This window comes from Ruegeria sp. YTSA168, from assembly GCF_059610045.1.
On the sequence record NZ_JBXWMW010000011.1, the window covers coordinates 37,475 to 61,746 of the forward strand.

Below are 24,272 nucleotides of genomic sequence, written 5' to 3' on the forward strand. Positions count from 1 at the left end.
CGACAGTCGCCTCCTCCCTGATTGTCGCAACACACGTCTCGCGTTCCTCCAGACGCGGGGCGTTGTTGTCTTTGAGCCGAAAAAAGCTGGAATGAGTCAGGCTATAGGCCAGAAAACCAAGTCAGATTGTCATCACGAAGCGACGAGTCAAAAAAGAGGCGCGTACTTCCAGTTGTCAGCGTCCGGCGTCACCTCGTCCAGGTCATAGCCCGATTGTTGCAGACGCTTGGCTATTTCCAGCCCATCTTGTGCAGCTTGATCGACGTATTTGCGGCCCAACGCCGGGTCGTGATTGGTACCATGGCCTCGCATCAGATTCAGCCCATGATTGAAGCGTCCGACCGGGTCGCCGGCCTCGGCAGCCTTGCGATCCCATTCGGCCGAGGCGTCTGGGTTGTATTCACCGCCCAGGCCGTTGTTTTCAAGCTGACTCATCCAGGTCATTGCTTTGGTATATCCAGCTTCGGCGCATTGCTCCGTCAGTTTTCTGGCCAATTCATAATTGTCGTTCTTTGTCGCGTTGATGCCCAGTGAACAGGTGATCGAGTCGATTACACCCATTTCGATCTTTCGGATCAGCATCTCGCGCCCGGTGTCTTGAGGGTTTAAAACCCCAAGCTCATCTTCAACGACTTCGCGCGGTTCAGCATAAGCGGTGCCCGCCAAAAGAATGACGATGATGGTTTTCCAAGAGTGTCGCATTGCAATGTCCTCCGCGCAGATAAAATACCATTCTTTTCATCTCCGGTCACTGTTACGAAAGTAGGAGACATCAGTGTTCCGGCGATGTGTTGGAATGGGACGTTGGGTTCTTGCAGGGCCTGAATGAGCGGCCGGGTAACGTTGTCACGGATCGGTTCGTAAAGAAAAACCCCGCGCCTTGTGGGCGCGGGGCTTATCTACGTTTCTTCCGAAGCTTAGTTCCCAGCCGTCACCGACCCGATGGACCAGAACATGGTCTCGCCCGAGGCGTCATCAACGCCGTCATTGTCGGTCATGACAAACGCTTCGCCCGAGGGCAGGATGGCCAGACCTTCGATCTTGTCCAGAACATAGCCCCCGGTTGATGTCAGGTCGGGCAACAGGTCGCGGACCTCTTCCTTGCTGACAACAGGCAGTTCGCCGCCCAGCGGGGCTGGGGTCATGTCAGACAGCGGGATGCGATAGACCTTTTTGGTCACGGCGCGGTGGTCATGCTGGTTGTCGCGTTCGATGACATAGACATGATCTCCGAATGCCACGATTTCCGATAGACCGACCCAACCTGTGTCCGGGTCCGCTTTGGGATAGTGCACAGCACCCCATTCCTTGGTGTCCAGATTATAGGCAACCAGCTTCACGTGGTTTTCCGGGTCGTCCTTCCATTCGCGCTGAACGGCCATCCACAGGGTGTCGCCCACCTTGGTGATGCCCTCAAAGCCAAAGCGCTTTTCGACGGCCATCAGTTCCGGTGGCAGGCCGATTTCACCCTTGCGGTCCTTGATCAGGCCATCCGCCGAGACGTGATAGATCGCGTGGGGGATAACGCGGTCGGTGCGGCCTTCGGAGGCGACATAGAAACCGCCCTCGCCGTCCAGCGTGATGCCTTCCAGGTCCAGCTTCTGCGCAGGGTGACCATCCTGACGGTGGATGCGGATCACATCGACGATGCGCGCCGGGGTCTGGCTTGGGTCGATCTTGAAGATCGAGGGCTGGAAGCCATAGAAGCTGTCATTGACCGCATAGATCATGCCGTCTTCATCCGCCACCAGACCGGACAGAGCACCCCACCCGATCAGCTCATCCGCGCCTTCGGACGTCAAATGCGGATAGTTGGCAGGCGCCTCCTGATACTCAAAGATCGACACATGCGCGCGCGGGCCGCCATCTTCGATCAGGTCTTTTTCATTGGCGGAGACCAGCAGGTTGCGATCCGGGATCGCCACATAACCTTCCGGGCCGACACCCGAGGGCAGCAGCTGTTTGAGCACCGGGTTGGCCGGATCGGTGGCATCATAGACACCCACGACCGAGGCGCGCTCGGCCCCGACAAAGATCATTGGCGTGCCGCCAAAGGTCGCCGCGGTCACGCTTTCAGGCTCCACGCCTTTGCTGTCCGAGCGTTTGTCGGGGTAATGGCCAATCTGGATAATCGCTTTTTCGAATTCGGTGCCGTTTTCGTAAACAACGGTGCCGTCCTTGTGGAAGATGGTCCAGCCACGCGAGCCACCTTCGTAATCACCTTCATTGGCAGTGGCGAAGTGGTTGTCGTCGATCCATTTCACCGCGTCCGGCTCGCGCAGGCGGCCAGGTTGGCTTTCGGTGAAGATCAGCGCGCCGCGTTCGTCGGTGGCGTCGATGCCGTCCAGATCCACACTGCCTGCCGAGAAGTGGCTGATCACAGTGCCATCCTTGTCGACAACCGCGATGTGGTTGTTTTCCTGCAGCGTGATGACGGTTTCGCCAAGGCCGTTGATGTCAACGAACTCGGGCTCGGGATCGGTGGGCGCTACGTCGGCCAGACCGGTCAGCGAGGCCAACTTCATGCCCGAACAATCCAGCGCGCCGTCTTTCAGCGGCACCAATGCCAGCGAACCGGCGGGCAGCTGCGGGATAACACCGTCGTTCAGGTCTTCGTCACGCTCGTTTTCAATCGCCACGGCGACAAAGCTGCCATCGGGGGCGATGGCGACGCTGTCGGGCTGACCGCCCAGATCACAAGCGCCGGTTTCCGCCTTGCCCGCGATATCAACCGAGATCAGCTTGCCCGAAGGGGCGGTGTAGCTTTCCGATGTGTTCACGCCAACAAAGGCCGTTGTACCAACAATCCCTACCGAGGTCGGCTCGCCACCAACCTCCATCGCGCCCAGCGGTGCGGGGTTCGCTGGATCGGTGATGTTGACCATACCGATCACGCCTAGCGGGCTGTCGGTATAGACCAGCGTCATACCATCGGCGGTAGCCGCAATGATCTCGGGCGAGGTTTCGCGGGTGGTATCCGCGCCTTCGGCCATGTTCTTGACGACCGGGAAAGATGCAATTCGGTTGAAATTCATTTCTGCCATGGCCTGACCGGCGGTCAGGGCCAATGCAGATGTCAGGCAGACAAGGCGCAATGACATCGGTAAATATCCCCTCTTGATTGGACATCAGAGGGATGGCCGCCGTTGATTGCGTTTTTGTGACGATTTAGATTCAGTTTAGTGACAAGCGCGTTAAGACTGGCCACCGCACCAGAACGATGGCCAGGTCAAATCAGACCGACAGGCAGATGTATTTCATCTCAAGGTAGTCTTCCATGCCGTGATGGCTGCCTTCGCGGCCCAGACCGGATTGCTTGACGCCGCCGAACGGGCCCAGCTCGGTCGAGATGATGCCGGTGTTCACGCCCACGATGCCGTACTCAAGCGCCTCAGCCACTTTGTAGACGCGGCTCAGGTCTTTGGCATAGAAATAGGAGGCCAGACCAAAGATCGTGTCATTGGCCATCGCAATTACGTCATCTTCATCCTCGAACTTGAACAGCGGGGCCAGCGGGCCAAAGGTTTCGTCCTGTGCCACCATCATGTGCTGAGTTACACCAGTCACGATGGTCGGCTGGAAGAAGGTGCCACCCAAATCATGGGGCAGGCCGCCGGTCAGAACGGCGCCGCCCTTGTCGGTGACGTCCTTGATATGCTCTTCGACCTTTGCCACCGCATCGGCGTTGATCAGCGGGCCGGTTGTGGTGCCTTCGGTCAAGCCATCGCCAACCTTCAGCGCCTCGGTGGCGGCTTTCAGCTTGGCTGCGAATTCATCGTAAACTCCGGCCTGCACATAGATGCGGTTGGCACAAACGCAGGTCTGGCCGTTGTTGCGGAATTTGCACATCATCGCGCCTTCGACAGCGGCATCCAGATCCGCATCGTCAAACACAATGAACGGCGCGTTGCCGCCCAGCTCCATAGAACACTTCATCACCTGATCCGCCGCCTGCCGCAGCAAGATGCGCCCCACTTCGGTCGAGCCGGTAAAGGTCAGCTTGCGCACGCCGGGGTTTTCGCAAAACTCCTTGCCGATCTCGCTGGCGCTGGAGGAAGGAACGACATTGAACACGCCAGCCGGGATGCCGGCCTGTTCGGCCAGCAATGCCAGAACCAGCGCCGAAAGGGGCGTTTCCGCCGCCGGGCGCGCGACAAAAGCGCAACCTGCAGCCAAAGCCGGGCCTGCCTTGCGCGTGATCATCGCATTCGGGAAGTTCCAAGGCGTGATCGACGCGGCCACGCCAATGGGTTGCTTCAGCACCATGATCCGTTTGTCGCGCTGATGGCCCGGTATGGTCTCACCATGGACCCGCTTGGCTTCTTCGCCGAAGAACTCGATGAAGGATGCGCCATAGGCGATCTCACCCACAGCTTCAGCCAGTGGTTTCCCTTGCTCGGCTGTCAGAATCTTGCCCAGATCCTCGGCGTTTTCCGTCATCAGATCGAACCAGCGCCGCAGGATCACGGCGCGTTCCTTGCCAGTCAGCTTGGCCCACTCCTTTTGCGCGACCTCAGCCTGCGCAATCGCCCCAGCAACCTGAGCGCGGCTGACATCCGCAACCTCGGCCACCACATCGCCGCGTGCGGGGTTGGTGACAGCAAAGGTGCCATCGTCCCCATCCACCCACTGCCCGCCAATATAGGCTTTGGTCACCAACAGGTCAGGGTTTTTCAGGATGGATTTTAGATCGGTTGTTGCGTCCAGCATGGGTCAGCCTCCGGCAGGTCTAGTGTTGCGCGCACTCAATCAGGTGGGGTGAGCATTGTCTATGTCCACTATAGCCATCGGATCAATCCAGATTTGATCAAATTACAGTCGGTGCCCGGCAGCTTCGGACCTATCTTTTTCGTTGCGAGTTTGCCAAAGTCTGGTGGAAATTTGGACCCAAAGGGATGTAAATGATCGTAACATTCCCTATCTTATTGGGTAATTAGATAAAAAAGGGACAGCAGAGATGTCGAACCAGCAATTTGAAGCGCTGATTGAAGAAACGCAAAGCAAAGTGCGCGAAAGCCAGTCGCAGATCCAGAATTTGACTTCACGGATCGAAGCGGCCCGCGCCAAGATCGGCACGGCCGAGGCGGATATCGACATCGAAAACGCCACGCTTGAGGATGTGCATGCCCACACTGAGGTGATGAACGCCAATATCGCCGAGCTAATCATGGGTTTGGACGATGTCACCAGCGCCTTTTCGAAGGATTTCGACGATATGCGTTCGAAAACCGGATGGGAGTCGTTTGTCGGTGTCTTCTCTAAGGGCAAATCTGAGTCGATGCGGCAAGAGCGGATGCGCACGGCCAATATCGACGACAAGTTGCAGGATCTGATCGCCAAATCCGATGTGATCGTGAAGCTGCTGGAAGGCCAGCTTTCTGTGCTGGAAGAGCAGCGTGTGAAGGTCGAGGACAACCTGACCGTCACGTTGGACGACCGCGAGGCGACTGTTGCGGAACTCGAGGCGCTGCGGGCTGAGATTCAGGGCATGGACCCGACGATCATCACCTTGGAGAACAAGATCAGCGTCGAACAGGACGCCGCCGCGCGCACCCAGCTGGAAACCGAACTGGCCGAACTGAACAAGCAATACAACGCCAAGGTTCAGGAAGAGCAGGTCAAGCTGGCCAAATCGCAGACACTTGAGCGCTATATCGAAAAGGGCAAGACCTGGGTCGATTCACTGCAGAACCAGGCGGCGACGCAGATGGTGCTGATCAACAAGCTGCAGACAGACACGCAACAACGCGTGGTACTGTATGACGCCCTGACCAAATCGCTGAAAACCGCGCAGCAGCAGGACGTGGCCCACCGCATCAACGAGATCGGCGTGCAGACGGACCAAGAGGCGCAAACCGCCATGGCCGCCATCGGTACCGCGACCAACCAGAAAATGGCCGACATGCTCGAGGCACATGAGGGCCACATGGTCTTTGCCCGCGACGTGCTGGAGAAAAAGGCCAAGGCGGATGAACGCTTTGCCCGCCGCTTTGCCTCGATTGTCGAGAAGCATGATAAGAATTTGTATGGGGGCTCTTAAGGAAAGGGTCGGCTATGAGTGACGGTGAAAGACGTCCTCCTCCGACGCTATCGCGCAAGGACATTGACCTGCCGGATTGGGTTGAGACGGCAATGATCCTGCGGTGGTTCGCCATTGGGATTGGCGTCGTTCTGTACTGGATCACAGAGTCCTATTGGGCCATTGTGTTGAGCATTTTGGTATTCTTCGCGATCGGTCATATCGTCTATCGCCTCTACCGGAAAGAAGATCCTGTTTCCGCTGAAATCGCGTTCTACAACGAGAACGATGGCTACCATTCGGGTGACGGCGATGGCGATGGAGATGGTGGAGACTAATGAATACTAACCCCACCCAAGACCATGTCGGCCTGACTGACACCTTCGCCTCGCGCCGCTATTTTCGCAAATTTGAGGTGATCACCGTCCACCTCCTGCGCGTGGCCGCGACGATGGAGGCGGAGGGCGCGATCAGCAAGCAAGAGGTGCGGATCGTGTCGCGCTACCTTTCGGGTCTGCTCTACACCTTCCGCGCGCTTTCCATGAAATACCTGCTGGTCGGGCGCGATACGGGGCGGTTCTTTGGCAGCCTTGCGATGGACAAGCGCGACAGCGGGTTCCCCGTTGTGACCGAGCTGCTGACCATGGCCAATGACGCGCAGCAGGCGCAGGTGCATCTGGCGAACATGCCCTCGGAAGACGATCTGAAAACCGACATGGTGCGGACGATCATCAGCGACCGGGAAATTCCCACCAAGCTGCAATTCGCCCTGTCCCAAAGGCTCTATTATGAGGAATTGCTGAAAGGAGAGCTGTTCTGGGCGCGCAACGATCCCGAATGTCACTGGATCGGGAATGAGGGTGAACGGCGGAAGTTCCTGATCCATTGGGCGGTTTATGACAGCCAGATCAATCTGCCGGTCATCTACCTGATGCAGTTGGAGGATAGCGGCAAGACGGCCCTGCCCAAGGACCAACGCCGCTGGCCCGAGGTGCAGGCGCATCTTATGGCGCAATCCTTGGGCGGGTTGAAACTGGTGACCATCGCCAAGGGCTTCGATCAGGATTTCGACGACCTGCATCCCAAACACCTGCGCCGCATTCATGTGGGGCCAATGTATTCCTCGGCCTTTACCGAGCAGTCCGGTCCCTTGCGGCAGGTGCTGGAGGGCGCGCAGTCGCCACAGGGGCAGGACTGGGCGCTGGCATGGACGACTGAGGAGCTGGAAAGCGAAGAGGTGATCGAGGAACGCGCCGGGTGGTTCTCGACCGTCGAGCGTGAGGTGTTTGCGCTGGACCCGTTCGGCGGGCAAGGGGCCGAGACCGGAGCGACGCGCACGCAGCGCTCGATCATTCTGCCTCAGCGCCCGTTTCAGGTACTGGCCGAGCGCAACCCGCCGGGCTTTGCCGATGTGCGGAAATTCGTGGTCAGCAAGACGGGGCAGGTGTTGCGCTATTAGATTTTTTGCCTCCGGCGGAGATATTTTTGAACAGAAGAAGAATGGGCGGTTTTTGAGATGAGTTTGACGTCAGATCAGATGGAATTGCGCGAAGACGATATTCGCAAGCATTACCCGGCGGCAACGGCCTTGTTGAGCGGGTTCGAACACGCGCCGCGGATTGCCAAAGCCCAGGAAGCAACTGTTGAACGCTCGCCGGGTATATCCACCGGGCGTCGCTTTCGGTCGACGACTCCGGGGTTAGTGACACGCCGAACTGCGCGGGCGGATGGTGTGCATCTGGTTGAACGGATCGAGGCCTCGGACGACGGGGATGTGTTGGTTTCTCCACCACAAGCGACCACGCAGCAAGCGATCAGGCGCGCGATTGCGATCTCACTGGCCGTTGCTGAGGCTTATGCGGAACAGACCCCGCTGGCCGACCTGAAACGCGCCAATCTGGCCGGGGATTTGCCTGTTGCGCGCAAGACCGAGTTTTCGAATCTGCTGACGGCGGAGGCTCTGATCACGTTGCACACGTTCGGCAATGCGTTGGCCTATCTGATCTCCTCGCATCTGGGAGAGACCACCGTCGATATCGGCGAGATTGAAGAGGTCCTGACCGACAATGGCCAGCTTGCGTTACACGGAGCCTTGTGGGAGCTGGACCAGATGCTGGCCAAACACGCGCCCGACGACGCCCATCTGATCGCGGCCACCAGCGCCTATGCCGAGCAACTGATGGAGAAGTCAGCCCTGCGTGCCCAATCCGCAGGCCATCTGGCCCCGTTCCAAAACGCGGCCTGGCATATTGAGGCCGATGATCTGACCATCCGGGGGTTTGAACCCGCCTCGAAGGCGAAATCCACCACCCTGACCATGACGTTCAAGAAACCGAACGAGGTGGTCGGCAACCATATCGCCAAGTATCAGGCGATGAAGCTGGCCAAGATGGTGATGGCCTATGATTTCGACCGCCGCCTGAACCCGTTCGCGGAACTTGGCGGGTTCATCTTTACCTTCATGGGTGACGGCAAGCCGGGCACCGGCAAGACCACCCTGATCCAGATGATGGCCGGGCTGATCAACGACTATTGTCAGAATGCGGGCTATCCGTTCCGCTATCAGAACCTGAGCACCGACAATATCGACAGCTATCAGGGCAAATCCGGCCAGAATGCCAAGGCGTTTATCAACACGATCATCGACCCCTCGGTCATCGGTTTTGGCACCATCGACGACATTGACCAACTGGCAGGCAAGCGCGGCGACCGGCAGTCCTCGGCCGGACAACTGGAAATCACCGCCGTGCTGATGGAGAGCTTTGCGGGTGCCAACACCGTCGTGCGCGGCAACTGTACCTTTGGTATGTTTTCGAACTACCCCGAGAATGTGGACGACGCCCTGCGCCAGCGCGCGGGCGCGCGGTTCCTGGTGGACGGTCCGCAAACGCGCGAGGATTACATCGACATCCTGCACCTGCTGATGGGCCGCAACCACGACATCCCGTTAGGTGAACACGAAGCCTATGCCGCGCAGGAGATTAAAAAGGCCGTCGCCGCCAGTTTCGAAAGCCATTCCCGCCCGCATGAGGATGCTCTGTTGCAGGTCTATGACCGGGTCTCGGGCGAGATTGGCCAGATGGACACCATCGCCAAGCTGGGCACCTACCTCAAGGCGATTCAACAGGCGGATGAACGGTTCACCGGCCGCGCGATCAAGAACATCACCGACGCGGTCAAGGTCCGCGCGATGGATTTCGAACTGCCCGACGAGTGGATGGAAAACCCCGACCTGTTCCTGTTCCGCGACTACGACACCAAGAAGGCCATGATCGAGGACCTGCGCCAGCCGATCACGGTGGACATGGTGCTGCAGGAGATCAACCGCTACGCCGACAGCGAGTTCCGCTATGCCGACAAGAGCGACGAGGTCGCCATTGAAAACGCGGTGCGCGAGATGGGCCGGATGGAAGAGGCCAAGCGGCGGTATCTGGAGGGGAAAGGCAGATGAGTGCTGAAGCTTGGGCTGCGTTGGCTAACACTGTTATGGCGGGCGCTGCCGTTGCGGCAGCAATAGCCGCATTTCGAGGCTTGAGCACCTGGAAAAACCAAAACATCTGGACAGCCGACTCTGATCTGGCGCGCCGCATCATGATTGCTACATACCGATACCGCGATGCGCTTTATTCGGTTCGTCACCCCGCTATGTCGAACTCTGAAATGCGTATCGACGAGGCTGAAGCTGACGGATTGCCGGATGCAGAACTACGTCGGCGGGGAGTTATCAACGCTTACGCAAAACGTTGGGAACGCCACTCGGAAAAACGAAACGAACTCGACGCTTTGTTGCTAGAGGCAGATGCAGTCTGGGGAAAAGAATTGTCCAAACTCTTTGAACCTCTAAAGACACTTGAACATGAGCTATTTGTCTACATTAAGCTTTTTCTGGACGCTAATTACTACGGGGATACTGAATTAGCGAAGTCCTACCGAGAAATCTTAGGAGAGAAACGCGATATCCTTTATGACCGCTTGGATGATGAAAAGGATGTATACCGGCAAGATTTTTTCAAGGCTTTGAAGCCGGTTGAGGTATTCGTTCGAGGAAAACTAGGCAGAGAGCAAGTGACATGATCCGCCTCATCGAAAAAGGCTTGATGTTCGGCAATCTCGTCCACATCTCCAGCCCGGCTCTGGTCGAGCGGTATAACCGCGCGCTGCAGCATCTGGCAGGCAAGACCACGGCGCTGACGGATTTCCATGTCGATATCTCGGGTTATTCGCCGGAGGTGGGGATTGAGCTGGAGGATGAGCTCTACCTCAACCCCAATGGGATCAACCGGCAGTTCATTCTGCTGACGACCGAGCAGAAACGCGCGCCTCTGCTGAACGTCAAATTCTCGACCTCGCGCGATATCCTGCGCGAGTTCATCGAAATGAACGAGGCGCAGCTGTTTGCCCTGACCGCCACCGATGCCGTGGCCGGAGAACTGGTGAACTCGGCTTTCAAACTCACCACCCCTGCGGACCTGCTGAACCTGCGCAAGATCGAGATCGAAGCCGATACCGCAGGCGGCACCCTGCGCAAGGCCGAGCAACTGGCAGGGATGGTCGAGCGGTTCAAGACAAAAGAGGACGCCTGGTTCGACGATGTGTTGATCGCGAAAATGATCGAGACAGCCAAGGAAACCGGCGACGTTACTCGCAACCCTGTTCGCCTGCGTCACACCGCATTCGAGCAGCGCAACTTTTGGACGGCGCATTTCGGTGGCTTGTACCTGTTCCCGGATCTGGATCACCCGGCGGCGATTTGCATGGGCGAAAAGCCCGACGATATGCCGATCAAATATGTCTTTGACCCGTCGCAGCGAAACCAAATAGCCAAATTCCTCAATTACAACGATCTTGTCGAACCCATCGTCAAGGCGCGCGGCGTGGACGCGGCGGCGATCCTTCAACAAAAGATGGATTTCCTGACCGTTGCCGCCGCCGCAGATGCGGATGTTGATCTAACGGGGTTGGATCGCAGTGATATGCGGCGTCTGGCGCGCACCCATGCGGACCGTTTGCCCGATGCCTATCACGGTTTGGCCCAGCTGTTGCGCTGGGCCACTGACGGAGGGCCTTGGCCGCGGATCACCTCGGACCATCCGGCCTATTTCTACACATTGCGCGCGGCGGATACGCCACAGCGTGATCTGGTCAACATGCTGCTGGCTGAATTGGCCCCCCTGGACCCGCGCCAGTTGTTCATCTGTCACAAAGAACTGTTCTACAAAACCTACACGGGCTGGTCGGAACCAAAGAAAGCCTATGTTGCTGATTTCCTTGAGCGCGAGTATCAGGTGGACAAAGCTGGCGCTCGCGCTGCTCTGTTCGGGCATGAACCAGATATGTCGGGCGAGGATCGGGTCAGCGAGGATGTGATTGCGCGGGTTGGGCCTTGGGGCTCGATAAGGAAAGGCTAAGATGTTCGGAGCGATGCGCCTGTTTCTGATCCTGCTGGTGATCCAGACGGTTGCCTATTTTGTGCTGTCTCTCTACTCACGCAGCGCACGCCGCCGCAAGCTGGAGACCTGGTGGGATGAGAAGGGCAAGCAAGGCAATAAGCAGGCCTTCGTCGAACGCGGTCTGCACGTGTATGACAATTCGTTCCGACGCAAACTGATCTTGGGTGTCTATATAGTGCCGTGGGTGGCGATTGGCGCGCTGATCTATATTGTGAATTATATGTGAGGGTTAGGGCATGGCCTATTTGAAATGGGCATTGATCATCATCTTCTGGGGCACGATTGCGGTGGTCCTGCAGTACTCCCTGCCACAGCGCGATATCGTTTGGATCGTCAATACCTATGAGGAGCGGCAGGATCTGAACGACTGGACCCGTATCTTCTGGTCAGAGCCGGATGATCAATCTACAAGCCTGACCAACCGTGATGTGCAGTTCATTCAGGCCGTACGGTCCAATGGCAAGCCCATTGTTTACCGTAATGAGGACACCGGGTGGGGTTGGCCACCCTACTTCAAGGTCGATACGGCAAACCTTTATACTGAAGCCAACGTTGCGATTTCCGATAAGGATGATCCGGAATGGGTTGCTGTCACACACTATGGTTGGCGCAACGAGTTCATGTCGATCTTCCCCAATGCCATTTCCATCAAACATGTTGATGGCCCAGATGTACGCCTGATCCCATGGTTCAACATCATCTTCCTGACCGTTTTCTTTGCCATTGTCTGGGCAATTTGGGTGCGCTGGCGCAGGTTCCGCCAGCGCCGCATTGACCCGATGTTTGAGAGTGTTGAGGATAGTCTATATGCGGCGGGTGATGCGATTGAGGAACGGAAAAACGGGTTCCGTCGTTGGTTGGATAGCTGGAAATCCAAGTAAGGTGTAGCCCCGTATCACCGCACAATGAACTCTGCGTGAAGCGCTCCGGCGGCTTTGATCGTCTTCAGGATATCGATCATGTCGCGGGGCGACACGCCGAGCGCATTCAGCCCGGCGACAACTTCAGACAAGGTCGTGGCCTCGGGGATTTCAGCCAGGCCTGTGCCCTCTTCTTCCTCGATTCCGGCGACGGTGCGGGGCACCACGACGGTCTCCCCTCGTGCAAACGGGTTGGGTTGAATGGCGATTGGCGCCTCTTCCACGGTCAGGGTCAGATTGCCTTGTGAAACCGCAACCCTGGAGATACGAACCTCTTGCCCCATGACAATGGTGCCCGATCTCTGATCAACCACCACGCGTGCTTTGGTTTCCGGTTCAACAAGTATGTTTTCAATTCGCCCGAGCGCGTGGGCGGTTGATACCGATTGCGTGGCCGCGATGTTCAGTTCGACCGTGCCGGAATCCCGCATTATAGCCACCGCGCGGTTGAATTCGGCGTTGATCGCAGTTTCGATCCGCCCGGCGGTGGTGAAGTCCGGCTCGCGTAAGGCCAGGCGCATTTGCGTCAGGGCCGAGAGGTCGAAGTCAATTTCTCGCTCGACCCGCGCACCCGACGGGATGACACCAGAGGTTGGAACGCCTTGTACGACCGAGGCGGCATCGCCTTCGGCAACTGCCCCACCTGCCAGAACCGTACCTTGTGCCACAGCGTAGATCTGACCATCCGCCGCATTCAGAGGGGTCATAATCAGGGTTCCGCCAAGCAGGCTGCCGGAATCGCCGATCGCCGAAACGGTTACGTCGATCTGCCCACCAACGCGCGCGAATGGGGGCAGGCTGGCCGTTACCAGAACGGCTGCGACGTTTTTGGGTCTGAAATCTTCGCCGGTAACGTTGACGCCCAAACGTTCAAGGATGTTGGACATAATCTCTTCGGTAAACGGCGAATTACGCAGGCCGTCGCCAGTACCATTCAGACCAACGACCAAGCCATATCCGACCAGGTCGTTGCCGCGTACACCGTCGAAATCCACAAGGTCCTTCAGCCGGATTGCCCCAGCAGAGGCAAGGCCGGGAAGAAGGAGGATCAAAAGGAAAGCAAGAATTCTCATCTCAGGAAGTTCACCAGCGACAGGTTGGCATTGCGCACCGTAACCGAATAAAGGCTTTCCAGCTGAAACTGGACAGTTTGCAGCTGCGCTGCTGTTTGGTATGGGTCGGCCGCGATCAGGGAATTCCGGCTGTATTCAAAACCCACGCGCGATGCGGCGTTTCGTGTTGCGGCTTGTTCGACCCGGGCCTCAGCCGCGCCGACCTCGGCCCGCAGCTTGACTGTTTCATCTTTTGCATTGGCCAGATCGACACCCAGCTGTGTGAACAGGCTTGTTCGCAGGGTCGGAGACCACGCCAACGCGTCTTCCGATGCCAGCGCGGCCAGTGCCGTGTCGCGCAAAGCCGCCTTGAACGTAGGATCGGTTGCCGTGATTGGTATGGTAATCCGTTCATTTTCCGAAATTTGCATCGGAGCAAAAGGCGTATCAGAGCCTTGATAGATCACGGCGTCAAAACCGGCCGGATCATTGAACCAGTTCTCAGCTGCTGTGCGGATATCGGTCATCGTCGTCAGACCAGCAAGCTCGGTTTCAAGCGCGCTCAGCAGGGTTTCAGCCGAGGCCAGCGGAGAAACATCGGTTGCCACGCCAGAATACAGGCTGCGCCCGCCGACGCGTGTGTTCAGGGCCGAGATCATCGTATCCAGTTCGTTTCGGGCCTGAACCGATGCCTGCTCATGTGTGACAGTCTGGATTGCAGTGCCGAAGGCCAGCAAACTTGCCGACATTTCCCCCAGTGAGGTGTCAAAGGTGGTCAGGCTCTGCTGCATCACGTCTGTAAACAACCCGGCCTCGGATGTTGCGATCTTGTAGGCATCCAGGCGGGCAAGATTGCGATCAAGATCCAGAAGATGCGAAAGATCACCACCAAGATGCCCTGAGACATCCTGAACCTTACCGCTGGACATCTCATAAGACAGTGTTTCGATCTGGGTTTTGATCTCAGAGGCGCGTGTACGTAACGTCATGCCGCGCGCCAGATCACCTATTGCGGTCAGTGTCATGCTTACAACCTCAGTAATGTTTCCATAAGTTCATCAACGACCGTCATCACCCGTGCATTGGCGGAATATGCCTGTTCGATTTGCATCAGGCGCTGCAGTTCCTGATCGGTATCCACGCCCTGTTCGGCTTCGATCTGGGCCATCTGCTGCTGGGCGCCAGTTGCGAAGGTCACGCGCTGCTCGGCGCGATGCGCCTGCGCGCCTGCTTCGGACAGCAACGCTTCGGTCACTTCGGCGGCGCGCAGGTTGCCGGTGCCAAACAAGGAGCCTGGGACAGGTCTTGCGTCGCTCAGTATAGCGCCAAAAGCTTGCAACTGCGTCGAATCGCCTGGGTTGCCGGGGGTGGCTGCGCCGAGACCTGCCCGCAGTCGCCAACTGTCGCCTCCAGCATCCGGATCAACGATCGTATTCAGCGACAGGCGTGCGGCCAGCCCGGTGACCATCGCAGGATCAAACCGGCTGCCATCATCGGTGAACAGCCCCGGATCGGTTGCGGTCGCAGTCGGGTCAAGGCTGGGTGTTTCAAAACGTTCAATCAGATCGCGCGCGACCGTGTCCAATTGAAGCTGGGCTTCAACCGCCAGCTCATCCCGGATGGTAAATTCGGCGGCCAATGCCCCGCCTCGTATTTGTGCCGTATCGCCGCCGGTGCGAATGGGGTTTCCGTTCATTTCCAGGTCCGACAACAGCCCATTGCCAAGTGTCATATGGGGTTTTGTTTCGCCGGTGGTGTTGAAGTCAAACTGTGACGCTTTGCCTTCAAGCAGGATCAGGCCGCCATCGGAATAGAGCGAGACCTGATCGTTGTCGCGTGGGATCACATTGACCGGGATCAGCGTGTTCACCTGATCAATCAGAATCTGGCGTTGATCCTGCAAAGCGCCGATATCACCGCCCGAATTGCGAACGGCTGGGATCTTTGCGTTGAGGTTTTCTATATCCTTCAGCGTCTGGTTCAGGCTTTCCACCTGTGCCCCGATCCGCCGATCTGCATCCGAGCGCGCCTGACGCACGCCTTCCGAGGCGGCATTCAGCTCATTGGCCAGATCGCGGCCCGCGCGGGCAGCCTGGTCAAGCCGTTGCGCAGAATCCGGCAGGCTGGATGCGGTAATCAGGCTGCCGTCAAAGGCCGCAAGTCGGGCGGCCAATGACGTTGCATCATCCGCAGGACCGACAAGGTTTGCGAATTGCGACTGAAACGCCGCCAATGAAGACTGCTGTGCCAGATCCGCGTCGGTGGCGCGCCGATTGGCAACCAAGACCGGGTCTTGATGACGGATCACGCCGACAGCGCGCACCCCATTGCCCGAGATCGGGCTGGTGGTCAGTTCCAGTGACCGGCGCGCGTAGCCGGGCGTGAGCGCATTGGCGACGTTGCCGGATACGACGGCGGCGCCACGGCTGGCCGCAGTCAGACCGCCCAGAGCGTTATGTAAAGCTGTCGACATGTTCATTGCGCCGTTCCCTTTCTATGGCTGAAATCCGCTACTACCGTTTGAGGTTTGTTGTTTCCTGCAACATCTCATCCACGGTTTGGATCACCGTCGCGTTCGAGGAATAAGCGCGCTGGGTTTGGATCAATGATGTCAGTTCGGTCGCGACATCGGTCGTCGATTCTTCGCGGGCGAATGAGATCAACTCACCCGTGGGCCCCTCACCGGCATTCCACAGGAAGAAGGTTCCGCTATCGCGTGAGGGTGCGTAGGTCTGACTGTCCAATGCGGTAAGTCCGTTTGGATTGGGGACATCCGCCAGCGGGATCTGGAACATACGGCGGCTGACGCCGGTATCATAGAGCGCGTAGACATACCCGTTTTCATCCACCTGAACGCTTGTCATGGTGCCGACCGCTGCGCCATCGCGAGTGATGGAAACCGGGGCGAAAGTGTCGGACAGTTGCGTGATGCCATCCGCGTCGCCGATCAGACCGATGTTCACCTCCATCGGGCCGCCCGCCACATTGACGACAACACTGCCTGTGGCTGGATCGTAAGCGCCGCCCGATACGGCCGTCACACTTGCCAATGTCCCCCCGGCGGTGCGGCTGTCGGTGAAAGTGAGGGTATATTCCCCGATCACAGCGCCGCCCGATGCCGAATCGCGCAAGATCATCGTCCATTCGTTACTGGACCCAGTTGCCGGGACGGTTGGAACCAGTTCGATATCGATGTTCTCGGATTTGCCCAGATTGTCAAAGTATTCGACTGATAAGGGTTGAGTGTCGCCGGGTGAACCGGCGTCGGTTGCTGTGGCGGGCAGGTTCATCCGCAGGTTCATCTGTGTCGTTGGCGCGCCCGACAGTTGATTGACGCTCAGCTGTACAGGCTCCAAAGCTGCGGGGGTATCGCGCGGAACCGGGGGAATTGTACCGTCGGAATTTGCGCGCCAGCCCAGCAGAACCAAACCGGATTCGGTTACCAGATAGCCCTGGTCATTGGTACGGAACGAACCGGTTGTGGTCAGCAGCATCTCATTCGAACCACCCGCGATTTGCGAGCTATGGCGTACGGGTAGCATCCCACGCCCGCGCACGGCCAGATCGGTTGAGTTGTTCGTTGTTACCAGCGACCCACGCTGGTCGATCATGCGCTGGCTTGTGGTTCTGACCCCGCCGGCGGAATAGCTGCCGCCCTGGCCGGACGTGACCATGGAATGAAAATCCGTCTCGACCCGTTTATATCCAAAAGTCGATGAGTTCGCGATATTGTCCGAAATCGTAGCCAGCCTGTTGGCATTTGCCTTCAGCGCGGCGACACCGGCATTTAGCGAAGAGGAAATTGTCATCGGCACGCCCTTCTGTTGCGTCAATCAGTGATGCAACAGCTAACGCACCGCCCCTTAACAGCGCGCTAACAGGTAAAATGCGTTCTATCCTTTATGGGTCGCGCAAAAAGATCACCTCGATCCGGTTGTTGCGGGGCGCCATCGGGTCATCGCTGTGCAATTTGCGGTCGGCATGACCCGTCACCCGATCCAGCCGGGGTGGCGAAACGCCCTTATCCTGCAGCATTTGGCGCATGGACTGCGCACGCGATGTCGACACATCCCAGGCTGGATCATGGGCCAGAACCACCGGAGAGGCGCTGACATGACCTTCTACCGCAATGGGGTTGGTGACCAGATCTGATGCGCGTGCAATCAGCAAGGCCAGCGCCCGCATCACCGGTGTGGGTTTGTCTGTACCCGATTCGAACAAGGGCTGATCTTCGGTATCGAACAGCTCGACGATCAGGCCCTCATCCGTCACCCGCGTGACGATATGTTTCAGCAGCTTGTCCGACACTACGCTTTCGCCGGTGCGACCTAAGAGCTGCGCCTCCAGCGTCGAGAAATCCTGCTTGGCGCCTTTGCCATCGGCGTCCAAACCGGTGGTCCCGCGCGCCTTGCGGGCATCGGTTGGGAACCGGGCGGTGGCCCCTTTGCCATCCATGACCAGGGTTTCTTCTGAAAATACACTGTTGCCGCCAAACGCCCCGTCACCCCCGCCTGAATCGGGGCTGATCGGGATTGCAGGCGAGAAGTAATCCGCCAGCCCCTTGCGTTGCGTTTCGGTCGTTGCGTTCAGCAGCCACATCAACATGAAGAAGGCCATCATGGCCGTGACGAAGTCCGCATATGCGACCTTCCACGCGCCACCGTGATGGCCATCGCCACCCGACACACGCTTCTTCTTGATGATGATTGGCGCCGCATTGGTCTGCGCACCCATCTCCACCACCTTTTTTATCACCCGGATAAAGGCTTAGCAGTGCAGGTCTTAAGGGCGGTTTAACACTTAAAACTGTTCGGATTTCACCTTACATCGGCAGGCTGGCTGAGGCGCGGCGCAGAATCAAAGACAGACGATTAAAGCTGTTTTCAATCCCCTCAGGATCGGCTCTCCCCAGGAAACCATCCAACTCCTGATGTACCTTGACGGCCTGATCCAGTACCGGGTCGGCGCCTTCGGTATAAAGCCCCGCTTTGATCATCACTTCGGATTGTTCGTAGCTGCCGACCAGCCTGCGGGTTTCGGTGATCATCTGATTTTCAGTCTCAGACGCTGCCGCTGGAAGGGATCGAGACACCGAGCGACTCAGATCAATCGCCGGAAAACGGCCGCGTTCGGCGATGTCACGGCTGAGCACGATATGTCCGTCCAGTACCCCGCGCAGAATGTCGGCGACCGGTTCGTCCATATCTGATCCGGCGACCAGAACGCTGAACACGGCGGTGATGTCGCCTTGTTCCGGCGTGCCGGGCCCGGCGCGTTCGCAGAGCCTTGAGATGAGGGGCGTGACCGAAGGAGGGAAACCACGCAGCGAAGGGGCTTCCCCCATCGCAACGGCAATCTCGCGATGGGCCTCGGCAAAGCGGGTGACCGAATCGGCTAGAAACAGAACGCTCAACCCCTGATCACGCAGATATTCGGCCACCGACATGGCCGACCAGGCGCACCTCCGTCGCGCCAAGGCGGATTGATCTGACGTGGCTGCGATCACAACCGACCGTTTCATTGCCTTAGGGCCAAGGGCATGGGTGACAAACTCATTCACCTCGCGCCCGCGCTCACCCACCAGGGCTACAACGACCGCATCGGCCTGCATTGATTGCGCCAGCGTGGCCAGCAGGGTCGATTTCCCAACGCCAGAGCCCGCGAACAGACCAATGCGCTGCCCGCGGACGATGGGAAGCATGGTGTTGAGCGCGGCAAGACCGGTCGCCATCCGGGCCCCCAATGGCTTGCGATCAACAGCGGGTGGCGGAGGATGCATGATGTCGCGTTCCTGCGTACCACCCAAAAGCGGTTTGCCATCCAGCGGTTTGCCGAACGGGTCTATCACCCGACCCAGCCAATGCATCCCAGGTGCAAAACCCGGCGAAGGGTCTAGAATCACCCGATCCCCCAGGCTCACGCCATCGGCTGTGCCTCCGGGCATCATGTGAATATGGTCTGTATCCACATGCAACACCTCGCCGGTCAGATCGGGCCCGGAGCGGCGGTGCAGAGTCAGCAAATCCCCGACGCACGCTTTTTGGTTCAACCCACTGATTTCTATGGTGCCTTGTGCAACGCCAGACACCAGTCCGACATGACGTGCCGTATTCATCCGATCAAATTCGCATTTCAGAAGCATAGGGTCGAGGTCTGACATCGTGGGTTCTCCAACTGAGTTCTGAAAACTGTTTCTAAAGGAATCGGGGTTAAGCCTTGATTGAAATTGATCGAGGGAGAAGCCCCGATGTTCTATGACCTGAACGTCTTTAAGACAGCGCACGCAATGGCAACCCATGCTGGACAACGGCAGGCCGTCATCGCGCGCAACATGGCCAATGCAGATACACCGGGGTACCAGCCCCGCGATATTGAGGCCTTTAAATCAGCCTTCGAAAACACCGGTCCACAAACGCAGATGATGGCCACCCGGCATGGGCATCTGAATGGTGTCGGCATGACCGGGCACAGCTGGGCTGAGTTTGCAGCCGACCCCAGCGGTGATCCAAATGGCAACGGTGTGTCACTGGAAGAAGAGATGCTGAAAGCCGTCGACGTCAAACGGCAGCATGACAGGGCGCTGGCCATCTATAAATCCTCGATGAACGTTCTGCGCACCAGTCTGGGTCGCGGGTAAGCGGAGGGTGAGATGAGCGATTTTTCCCACTCCCTCACGGCCTCGGCCAGCGCTTTGCGAGCGCAGGCGGCCCGGCTGCGTCACGTGTCCGAGAATATCTCGAACGCGGATACGCCCGGATACCGGCGCAAGACGGTTCCGTTTGAAACGGTGCAGCAGGACGGCAAAGCCATGGTGCAGGCCGGGCGCGTGCAATTGGATCGTCGCGATCTGCAACGCGTGCACGACCCAAGCCATCCGATGGCGGATGAAAGCGGGCACTACCTGGGCTCAAATGTTGATCTGATGATCGAGATCGCCGACGCGCGCGAAGCGCAGCGCAGTTACGAGGCCAATCTCAAGATGTTCGACCAGACGCGCAAAATGTCGTCGTCGCTAATGGAATTACTCCGGAAATAAAGGAACGCCAGAATGGATATCCGATCCCTTACCGCCGCGCAGAACTATGCCGGCGCACGCCCCGCCACGCAGGCCGACCCTGATCACAGCGCTATGGCGCAGGGGATGCGCGCGTCTTTTCAAGACTTTGCGGCGACGCTGAAACAGAGCGAGCAGATATCGCAGGCCGCGATGACCGGACAGGCGGATCCGCACGCGCTGGTGCAGGCGCTGGCCCAGACCGAACTGGCCGTCGAAACTGCGGTTATCGTGCGGAACAAGGTGGTCGAGGCCTATCAGGAAATCCTGCGGATGCCGGTCTGAGCGATGCTGAGCGAAGGTTTGTTCTATGACATCGTGCGCCAGGCGCTGTGGATCGCGGTGATCACCTCGGTTCCCATCCTCGCCGTGGCGTTGGTGTCGGGGTTGGTCGTTGGTCTGTTCCAGGCGCTGACCTCGGTCCAGGAAATGACCCTGACCTTCGTGCCCAAACTGATCGCAATCGTCATCGTGTTCTGGATTTCCATGGGCTTCATGACCCAAACGCTTGTCACCTTTTTTACAGGCACCCTGGTGCCGCTGATCGCCGGAGGTCGCTGATGGATACCGCCTATGTCACTTTATCCCGTCAATCCGGGTTGATGAACGAAATGCGGCTGGTGGCGAACAACATCGCCAACGCCAATACCACCGGCTATCGTCAGCAGGGGTTGGTGTTCTCGGAATTCATTCGTGACATGCCCAATACGCCGTCCCTGTCCATGAGCCGGGCCGAGGCGCGCAATACCTCTCTGCAACAGGGGGTGTTGACTGAGACCGGAGGGCAGTTTGACTTCGCCATCGAGGGTGAGGGGTTCTTTATGCTCGAAACGCCCGACGGCAATCGCCTGACGCGGGCGGGCAGTTTCACACCAAATGCGCAGGGTGATCTGGTGGCCGCGGATGGTTCCGCCGTTCTGGACAGTAATGGATCACCGGTGTTCATTCCCCCGGATGCGGCGACCATCGATGTCGGCGCGGATGGAACGCTCAGCGTAAATGGGCAGTTGTTGGGGCAGATTGGCGTCTATCGGGTGGCTGATCCTACGACTTTGGTTCGTGAAGGCAACACGCGCTTTCGGCCTCAGGGCGATGTCGATCCGGTTGATGAACCCGTTGTCCTGCATCGCTTTCTGGAAGGATCCAACGTGAACGCGATTGAGCAGGTCACGCGCCTGATCGAGATTCAGCGCGCCTATGAGCTGGGTCAAAGCTTTCTGGAAACCGAGGATGCGCGTGTGCGCGGGGCCCTCGATGCGCTGATGCGCTGACCTGAACAAGGAGAATTTGATATGCGTGCTTTGAAAATCGCAGCCACAGGCATGACGGCGCAGCAGATGCGGGTGGAGACGATCTCGAACAACCTCGCGAACATGAACACCACCGGTTACAACGCCCGACGCGCCGAATTTGCCGATCTGCACTATCAGCAGATGGCACGCGCTGGCGCAGTCAATGCGTCGGACGGAACGGTTCTGCCGACAGGTATCCAACTGGGTCTGGGGGTTCGCCCCGCCGCTGTCTCGGTCCAGCTGGCGCAAGGCGCGCTGTCGGCCACGGGTAGTGACCTCGACGTTGCCATCGAAGGGCGCGGTTATCTTGAGGTGACGCTGCCAAATGGGCAATCCGCCTTTACGCGCGACGGTAGCCTGAAGCGATCCGCCGAAGGGCTGATCGTCACGTCGGACGGGTTCGCCGTGGCGCCTGAGATCACGATCCCCGATGATGCGCGGTCGATCTCGATCAACGCCTCCGGTGAAGTCTACGCCTATTTCGACGACACACCCGAAGGGCAGTTGCTGGGTGAGTTTTCGCTGGCCAGTTTCTCCAATGCCAAAGGGCTTGAGGCGATTGGCAGCAATCTGTTCAAAGAAACCGAAGCCTCGGGCGCGCCAATCCAGGGTGTGCCTGGCGAGGATGGGCTTGGCACCTTGCGACAGGGATACCTGGAAGACAGTTCAGTCGACGCCGTGCGCGAGGTCACTGAACTGATCGAAGCGCAACGCGGGTATGAGATGAACGCCAAAGTCATCACCGCCGTCGATCAGATGATGAGCGCTACGACACAGGTGCGCTGATGAGGGTTCTTGGTCTGATCTTTCTAATGGTGGCGCCGATAAGTGCACTTGCCGATATAGTGGTCCCGACCCGCACGATACGCGCGAAAGAGGTCATTTCGGCGGCTGATCTGGAATTGAAACACGCTGATATGCCCGGCGCGGTAAGCGACCCCGAGGAGCTGATCGGGTTTGAGGCACGGGTCGCCTTGTATCCGGGCCGGCCGGTACGTGCGGCAGATGTCGGCCCGCCGGCCATCGTGGATCGGAATGATTTGGTGGTCTTGGTCTTCAAGCGGCAACCCCTGTCGATCACCACCGAGGGGCGGGCCCTTGGGCGCGGTGCCGTGGGTGAACGTATCCGGGTCATGAACCTGTCGTCCCGCACAACGGTCACCGGTCTGATCCGGCCCGATGGTCAAATCGAGGTAAAGTAATGTCTAGACTGTCTAAACCCTTTCTGCTGACGATTTTCGCGCTTTCGGCCTGCAGCCGCTTTGATCACCTGGGCAAACCGCCCAGCTTTACACCCAAAGACGACTCACCCGAGCAGGTGGCGATGCTGTGGCCGGGATTGCCTTTGCATACTCAAACCCAGCGCGCGGTCGATAGATCATCGCTCTGGAGTGGTGGCCAGCAATCCCTTCTGGGTGATCAAAGGGCGATCAAGAAAGGCGATATTCTGACGGTCGTCATTGAGCTGGACGAAGAGGCGGAATTCTCGAACAATACCAGCCGCTCGCGTTCGGGTTCGGAATCCCTTGAGGTTCCTAACCTGTTCGGCCTGCCTCAGCGTGCGGAAGACCACTTGCCCGAAGGGGTAACGTTAGAAGATGCGGTTGGGATTGAATCCGATTCCGCCAGTTCCGGCCGCGGATCGGTCCGGCGAAACGAGAAGCTGACCTTGCGGGTCGCCGCGACCGTTCTGGATGTGTTGCCAAACGGTGTTTTGTCGATATCGGGATCGCAGGAACTGCGGGTCAACTTTGAACTGCGAGAGCTTTTGGTTGCTGGCTATGTCCGCCCCCAAGATATCTCGCGCAAGAACGAGATCACCTATGACAAAATCGCGTCCGCCCGCGTGTCTTACGGTGGGCGCGGCCAGATCACCGATGTTCAGCAACCTCGTTTGGGTCAGCAAGTGCTCGACTCGCTATTGCCCTTCTGAGGATTGCATATGATGAAGATCTTGCTTCCAGTCGTGTTTCTTGTGCTGGGTCTGGGCGCCGGGATTGGTGCCGGTGTGTTCTTGATGCCTGAAAAAGCACCCGAGGCTGTTTCCGAGGAAAAAGAGACCAAGGAAAAGCCGGATAAAGGCGACAAGAAAGACAAAAATGATAAGAAAAAAGTATCAAAAAAAGCTGCGAAAGACGATGAGGCAGGCGGCTTTGAGTATCTAAAGCTGCCCAAGCAGTTTGTTGTTCCCGTGGTCAAGGATGACCAGATCACGGCGATGGTAACGATGTCTCTCAGCATCGAGGCTGATCCGGCGATCACCGAAACATTTTATGCTATCGAACCCAAATTGAGGGACAGGTTTCTGCAGGTGCTTTTTGATCATGCCAATACCGGCGGATTTGACGGGATATTTACCGAGTCCGACAATCTGACCGTGTTGCGCAAAGCGCTGCTGGAAGTTGCGCGCAAGGATTTGGGCTCATATGTCTCTCAGGTTTTGATCATGAGCGTGAACCGGCAAGATAGCTGATTTCGTTCTTGC

General features: G+C 58.0%; 26 protein-coding genes. 17 read left to right on the forward strand and 9 right to left on the reverse strand.

Translation table 11 applies throughout. The features are described from left to right. Positions 1 to 147: 147 nt before the first annotated feature. From AC2FFE_RS16635 to AC2FFE_RS16645, 3 genes are all read right to left on the reverse strand, one after another. Positions 148 to 702, reverse strand: coding sequence for a tetratricopeptide repeat protein (locus AC2FFE_RS16635; protein ID WP_496847156.1), 555 nt, complete (start codon positions 700 to 702; stop codon positions 148 to 150). Positions 703 to 917: 215 nt separating this feature from the next. Continuing rightward, positions 918 to 3,101: an esterase-like activity of phytase family protein gene (locus AC2FFE_RS16640; RefSeq protein WP_496847157.1), complete on the reverse strand. Its 2,184-nt coding sequence runs from the start codon at positions 3,099 to 3,101 to the stop codon at positions 918 to 920. 133 nt (positions 3,102 to 3,234) lie between these two features. Then, positions 3,235 to 4,710: an NAD-dependent succinate-semialdehyde dehydrogenase gene (locus AC2FFE_RS16645; protein WP_496847158.1), complete on the reverse strand. Its 1,476-nt coding sequence runs from the start codon at positions 4,708 to 4,710 to the stop codon at positions 3,235 to 3,237. Positions 4,711 to 4,957: 247 nt separating this feature from the next. On the opposite strand from AC2FFE_RS16645, the gene AC2FFE_RS16650 reads away from it, so the two are divergent. The 8 genes from AC2FFE_RS16650 to AC2FFE_RS16685 are packed head-to-tail and all read left to right on the forward strand — an operon-like array spanning position 4,958 to position 12,350. After that, positions 4,958 to 6,040: a hypothetical protein gene (locus AC2FFE_RS16650; RefSeq protein WP_496847159.1), complete on the forward strand. Its 1,083-nt coding sequence runs from the start codon at positions 4,958 to 4,960 to the stop codon at positions 6,038 to 6,040. Between the two features lie 14 nt (positions 6,041 to 6,054). Then, entirely contained in the window at positions 6,055 to 6,357 is a 303-nt protein-coding gene (locus tag AC2FFE_RS16655; RefSeq protein ID WP_496847160.1) for a hypothetical protein, read from the forward strand. Next, entirely contained in the window at positions 6,357 to 7,478 is a 1,122-nt protein-coding gene (locus AC2FFE_RS16660) for a hypothetical protein (RefSeq protein WP_496847161.1), read from the forward strand. Before AC2FFE_RS16655 ends, AC2FFE_RS16660 begins: the two co-directional genes overlap by 1 nt. Positions 7,479 to 7,535: 57 nt before the next feature. Next, positions 7,536 to 9,470 carry an AAA family ATPase gene (locus AC2FFE_RS16665; RefSeq protein ID WP_496847162.1) on the forward strand — a complete coding sequence of 645 codons (1,935 nt, stop codon included), beginning with the start codon at positions 7,536 to 7,538 and terminating at the stop codon, positions 9,468 to 9,470. Further along, on the forward strand, positions 9,467 to 10,093 hold the full coding sequence (locus tag AC2FFE_RS16670; protein ID WP_496847163.1) for a hypothetical protein: 627 nt from the start codon (positions 9,467 to 9,469) through the stop codon (positions 10,091 to 10,093). The genes AC2FFE_RS16665 and AC2FFE_RS16670 overlap by 4 nt, the downstream gene beginning before the upstream one ends. Further along, positions 10,090 to 11,427 carry a DUF6638 family protein gene (locus tag AC2FFE_RS16675; RefSeq protein WP_496820161.1) on the forward strand — a complete coding sequence of 446 codons (1,338 nt, stop codon included), beginning with the start codon at positions 10,090 to 10,092 and terminating at the stop codon, positions 11,425 to 11,427. Before AC2FFE_RS16670 ends, AC2FFE_RS16675 begins: the two co-directional genes overlap by 4 nt. Position 11,428: 1 nt before the next feature. Further along, positions 11,429 to 11,695, forward strand: coding sequence for a hypothetical protein (locus AC2FFE_RS16680; protein ID WP_496820160.1), 267 nt, complete (start codon positions 11,429 to 11,431; stop codon positions 11,693 to 11,695). 10 nt (positions 11,696 to 11,705) lie between these two features. Continuing rightward, on the forward strand, positions 11,706 to 12,350 hold the full coding sequence (locus tag AC2FFE_RS16685; protein WP_496847164.1) for a DUF1523 family protein: 645 nt from the start codon (positions 11,706 to 11,708) through the stop codon (positions 12,348 to 12,350). A 14-nt stretch (positions 12,351 to 12,364) separates the two neighbouring features. On the opposite strand, the gene AC2FFE_RS16690 is transcribed toward AC2FFE_RS16685, so the two are convergent. The 6 genes from AC2FFE_RS16690 to AC2FFE_RS16715 all read right to left on the reverse strand — a co-directional run bounded on the left by AC2FFE_RS16690 (position 12,365) and on the right by AC2FFE_RS16715 (position 19,601). Then, positions 12,365 to 13,462: a flagellar basal body P-ring protein FlgI gene (locus AC2FFE_RS16690; protein ID WP_496847165.1), complete on the reverse strand. Its 1,098-nt coding sequence runs from the start codon at positions 13,460 to 13,462 to the stop codon at positions 12,365 to 12,367. After that, positions 13,459 to 14,466 carry a flagellin gene (locus AC2FFE_RS16695; protein WP_496847166.1) on the reverse strand — a complete coding sequence of 336 codons (1,008 nt, stop codon included), beginning with the start codon at positions 14,464 to 14,466 and terminating at the stop codon, positions 13,459 to 13,461. The genes AC2FFE_RS16690 and AC2FFE_RS16695 overlap by 4 nt, the downstream gene beginning before the upstream one ends. A 2-nt stretch (positions 14,467 to 14,468) precedes the next feature. Next, positions 14,469 to 15,920, reverse strand: coding sequence for a flagellar hook-associated protein FlgK (gene flgK / locus AC2FFE_RS16700; protein WP_496847167.1), 1,452 nt, complete (start codon positions 15,918 to 15,920; stop codon positions 14,469 to 14,471). Positions 15,921 to 15,954: 34 nt separating this feature from the next. After that, a complete protein-coding gene (locus AC2FFE_RS16705) occupies positions 15,955 to 17,250 on the reverse strand; it encodes a flagellar hook protein FlgE (protein ID WP_496820154.1) in 1,296 nt (431 codons plus the stop codon). A 91-nt stretch (positions 17,251 to 17,341) separates the two neighbouring features. Beyond that, positions 17,342 to 18,175, reverse strand: a complete 834-nt coding sequence (locus AC2FFE_RS16710; protein ID WP_496820153.1) for a flagellar motor protein MotB — start codon at positions 18,173 to 18,175, stop codon at positions 17,342 to 17,344. An 88-nt stretch (positions 18,176 to 18,263) separates the two neighbouring features. After that, the gene (locus tag AC2FFE_RS16715; RefSeq protein WP_496820152.1) at positions 18,264 to 19,601 is read right to left on the reverse strand and encodes a FliI/YscN family ATPase; all 1,338 of its coding nucleotides are present in this window, start codon (positions 19,599 to 19,601) and stop codon (positions 18,264 to 18,266) included. 87 nt (positions 19,602 to 19,688) lie between these two features. Between AC2FFE_RS16715 and AC2FFE_RS16720 the strand changes: the two genes are divergently transcribed. From AC2FFE_RS16720 to AC2FFE_RS16760, 9 genes are read left to right on the forward strand one after another with little or no spacing between them, the layout of a single operon-like run. Then, complete coding sequence (locus AC2FFE_RS16720; protein ID WP_480551469.1) at positions 19,689 to 20,078, forward strand: FlgB family protein; 390 nt, start codon at positions 19,689 to 19,691, stop codon at positions 20,076 to 20,078. A 12-nt stretch (positions 20,079 to 20,090) separates the two neighbouring features. After that, complete coding sequence (flgC, locus tag AC2FFE_RS16725) at positions 20,091 to 20,477, forward strand: flagellar basal body rod protein FlgC (RefSeq protein WP_170537180.1); 387 nt, start codon at positions 20,091 to 20,093, stop codon at positions 20,475 to 20,477. Positions 20,478 to 20,489: 12 nt separating this feature from the next. Next, on the forward strand, positions 20,490 to 20,780 hold the full coding sequence (fliE, locus tag AC2FFE_RS16730; protein WP_496820151.1) for a flagellar hook-basal body complex protein FliE: 291 nt from the start codon (positions 20,490 to 20,492) through the stop codon (positions 20,778 to 20,780). A gap of 3 nt (positions 20,781 to 20,783) precedes the next feature. Then, complete coding sequence (locus tag AC2FFE_RS16735) at positions 20,784 to 21,056, forward strand: flagellar biosynthetic protein FliQ (protein ID WP_480551472.1); 273 nt, start codon at positions 20,784 to 20,786, stop codon at positions 21,054 to 21,056. Next, on the forward strand, positions 21,056 to 21,766 hold the full coding sequence (locus AC2FFE_RS16740) for a flagellar hook-basal body complex protein (RefSeq protein WP_496820150.1): 711 nt from the start codon (positions 21,056 to 21,058) through the stop codon (positions 21,764 to 21,766). Before AC2FFE_RS16735 ends, AC2FFE_RS16740 begins: the two co-directional genes overlap by 1 nt. Positions 21,767 to 21,787: 21 nt before the next feature. Next, entirely contained in the window at positions 21,788 to 22,573 is a 786-nt protein-coding gene (gene flgG, locus AC2FFE_RS16745; RefSeq protein WP_496820149.1) for a flagellar basal-body rod protein FlgG, read from the forward strand. Beyond that, complete coding sequence (gene flgA / locus AC2FFE_RS16750; protein WP_496820148.1) at positions 22,573 to 22,989, forward strand: flagellar basal body P-ring formation chaperone FlgA; 417 nt, start codon at positions 22,573 to 22,575, stop codon at positions 22,987 to 22,989. Before flgG ends, flgA begins: the two co-directional genes overlap by 1 nt. Further along, entirely contained in the window at positions 22,989 to 23,720 is a 732-nt protein-coding gene (flgH, locus tag AC2FFE_RS16755) for a flagellar basal body L-ring protein FlgH (protein WP_496820147.1), read from the forward strand. The genes flgA and flgH overlap by 1 nt, the downstream gene beginning before the upstream one ends. A gap of 9 nt (positions 23,721 to 23,729) precedes the next feature. Next, positions 23,730 to 24,260: a flagellar basal body-associated protein FliL gene (locus tag AC2FFE_RS16760; RefSeq protein ID WP_496847168.1), complete on the forward strand. Its 531-nt coding sequence runs from the start codon at positions 23,730 to 23,732 to the stop codon at positions 24,258 to 24,260. Positions 24,261 to 24,272 lie beyond the last annotated feature (12 nt).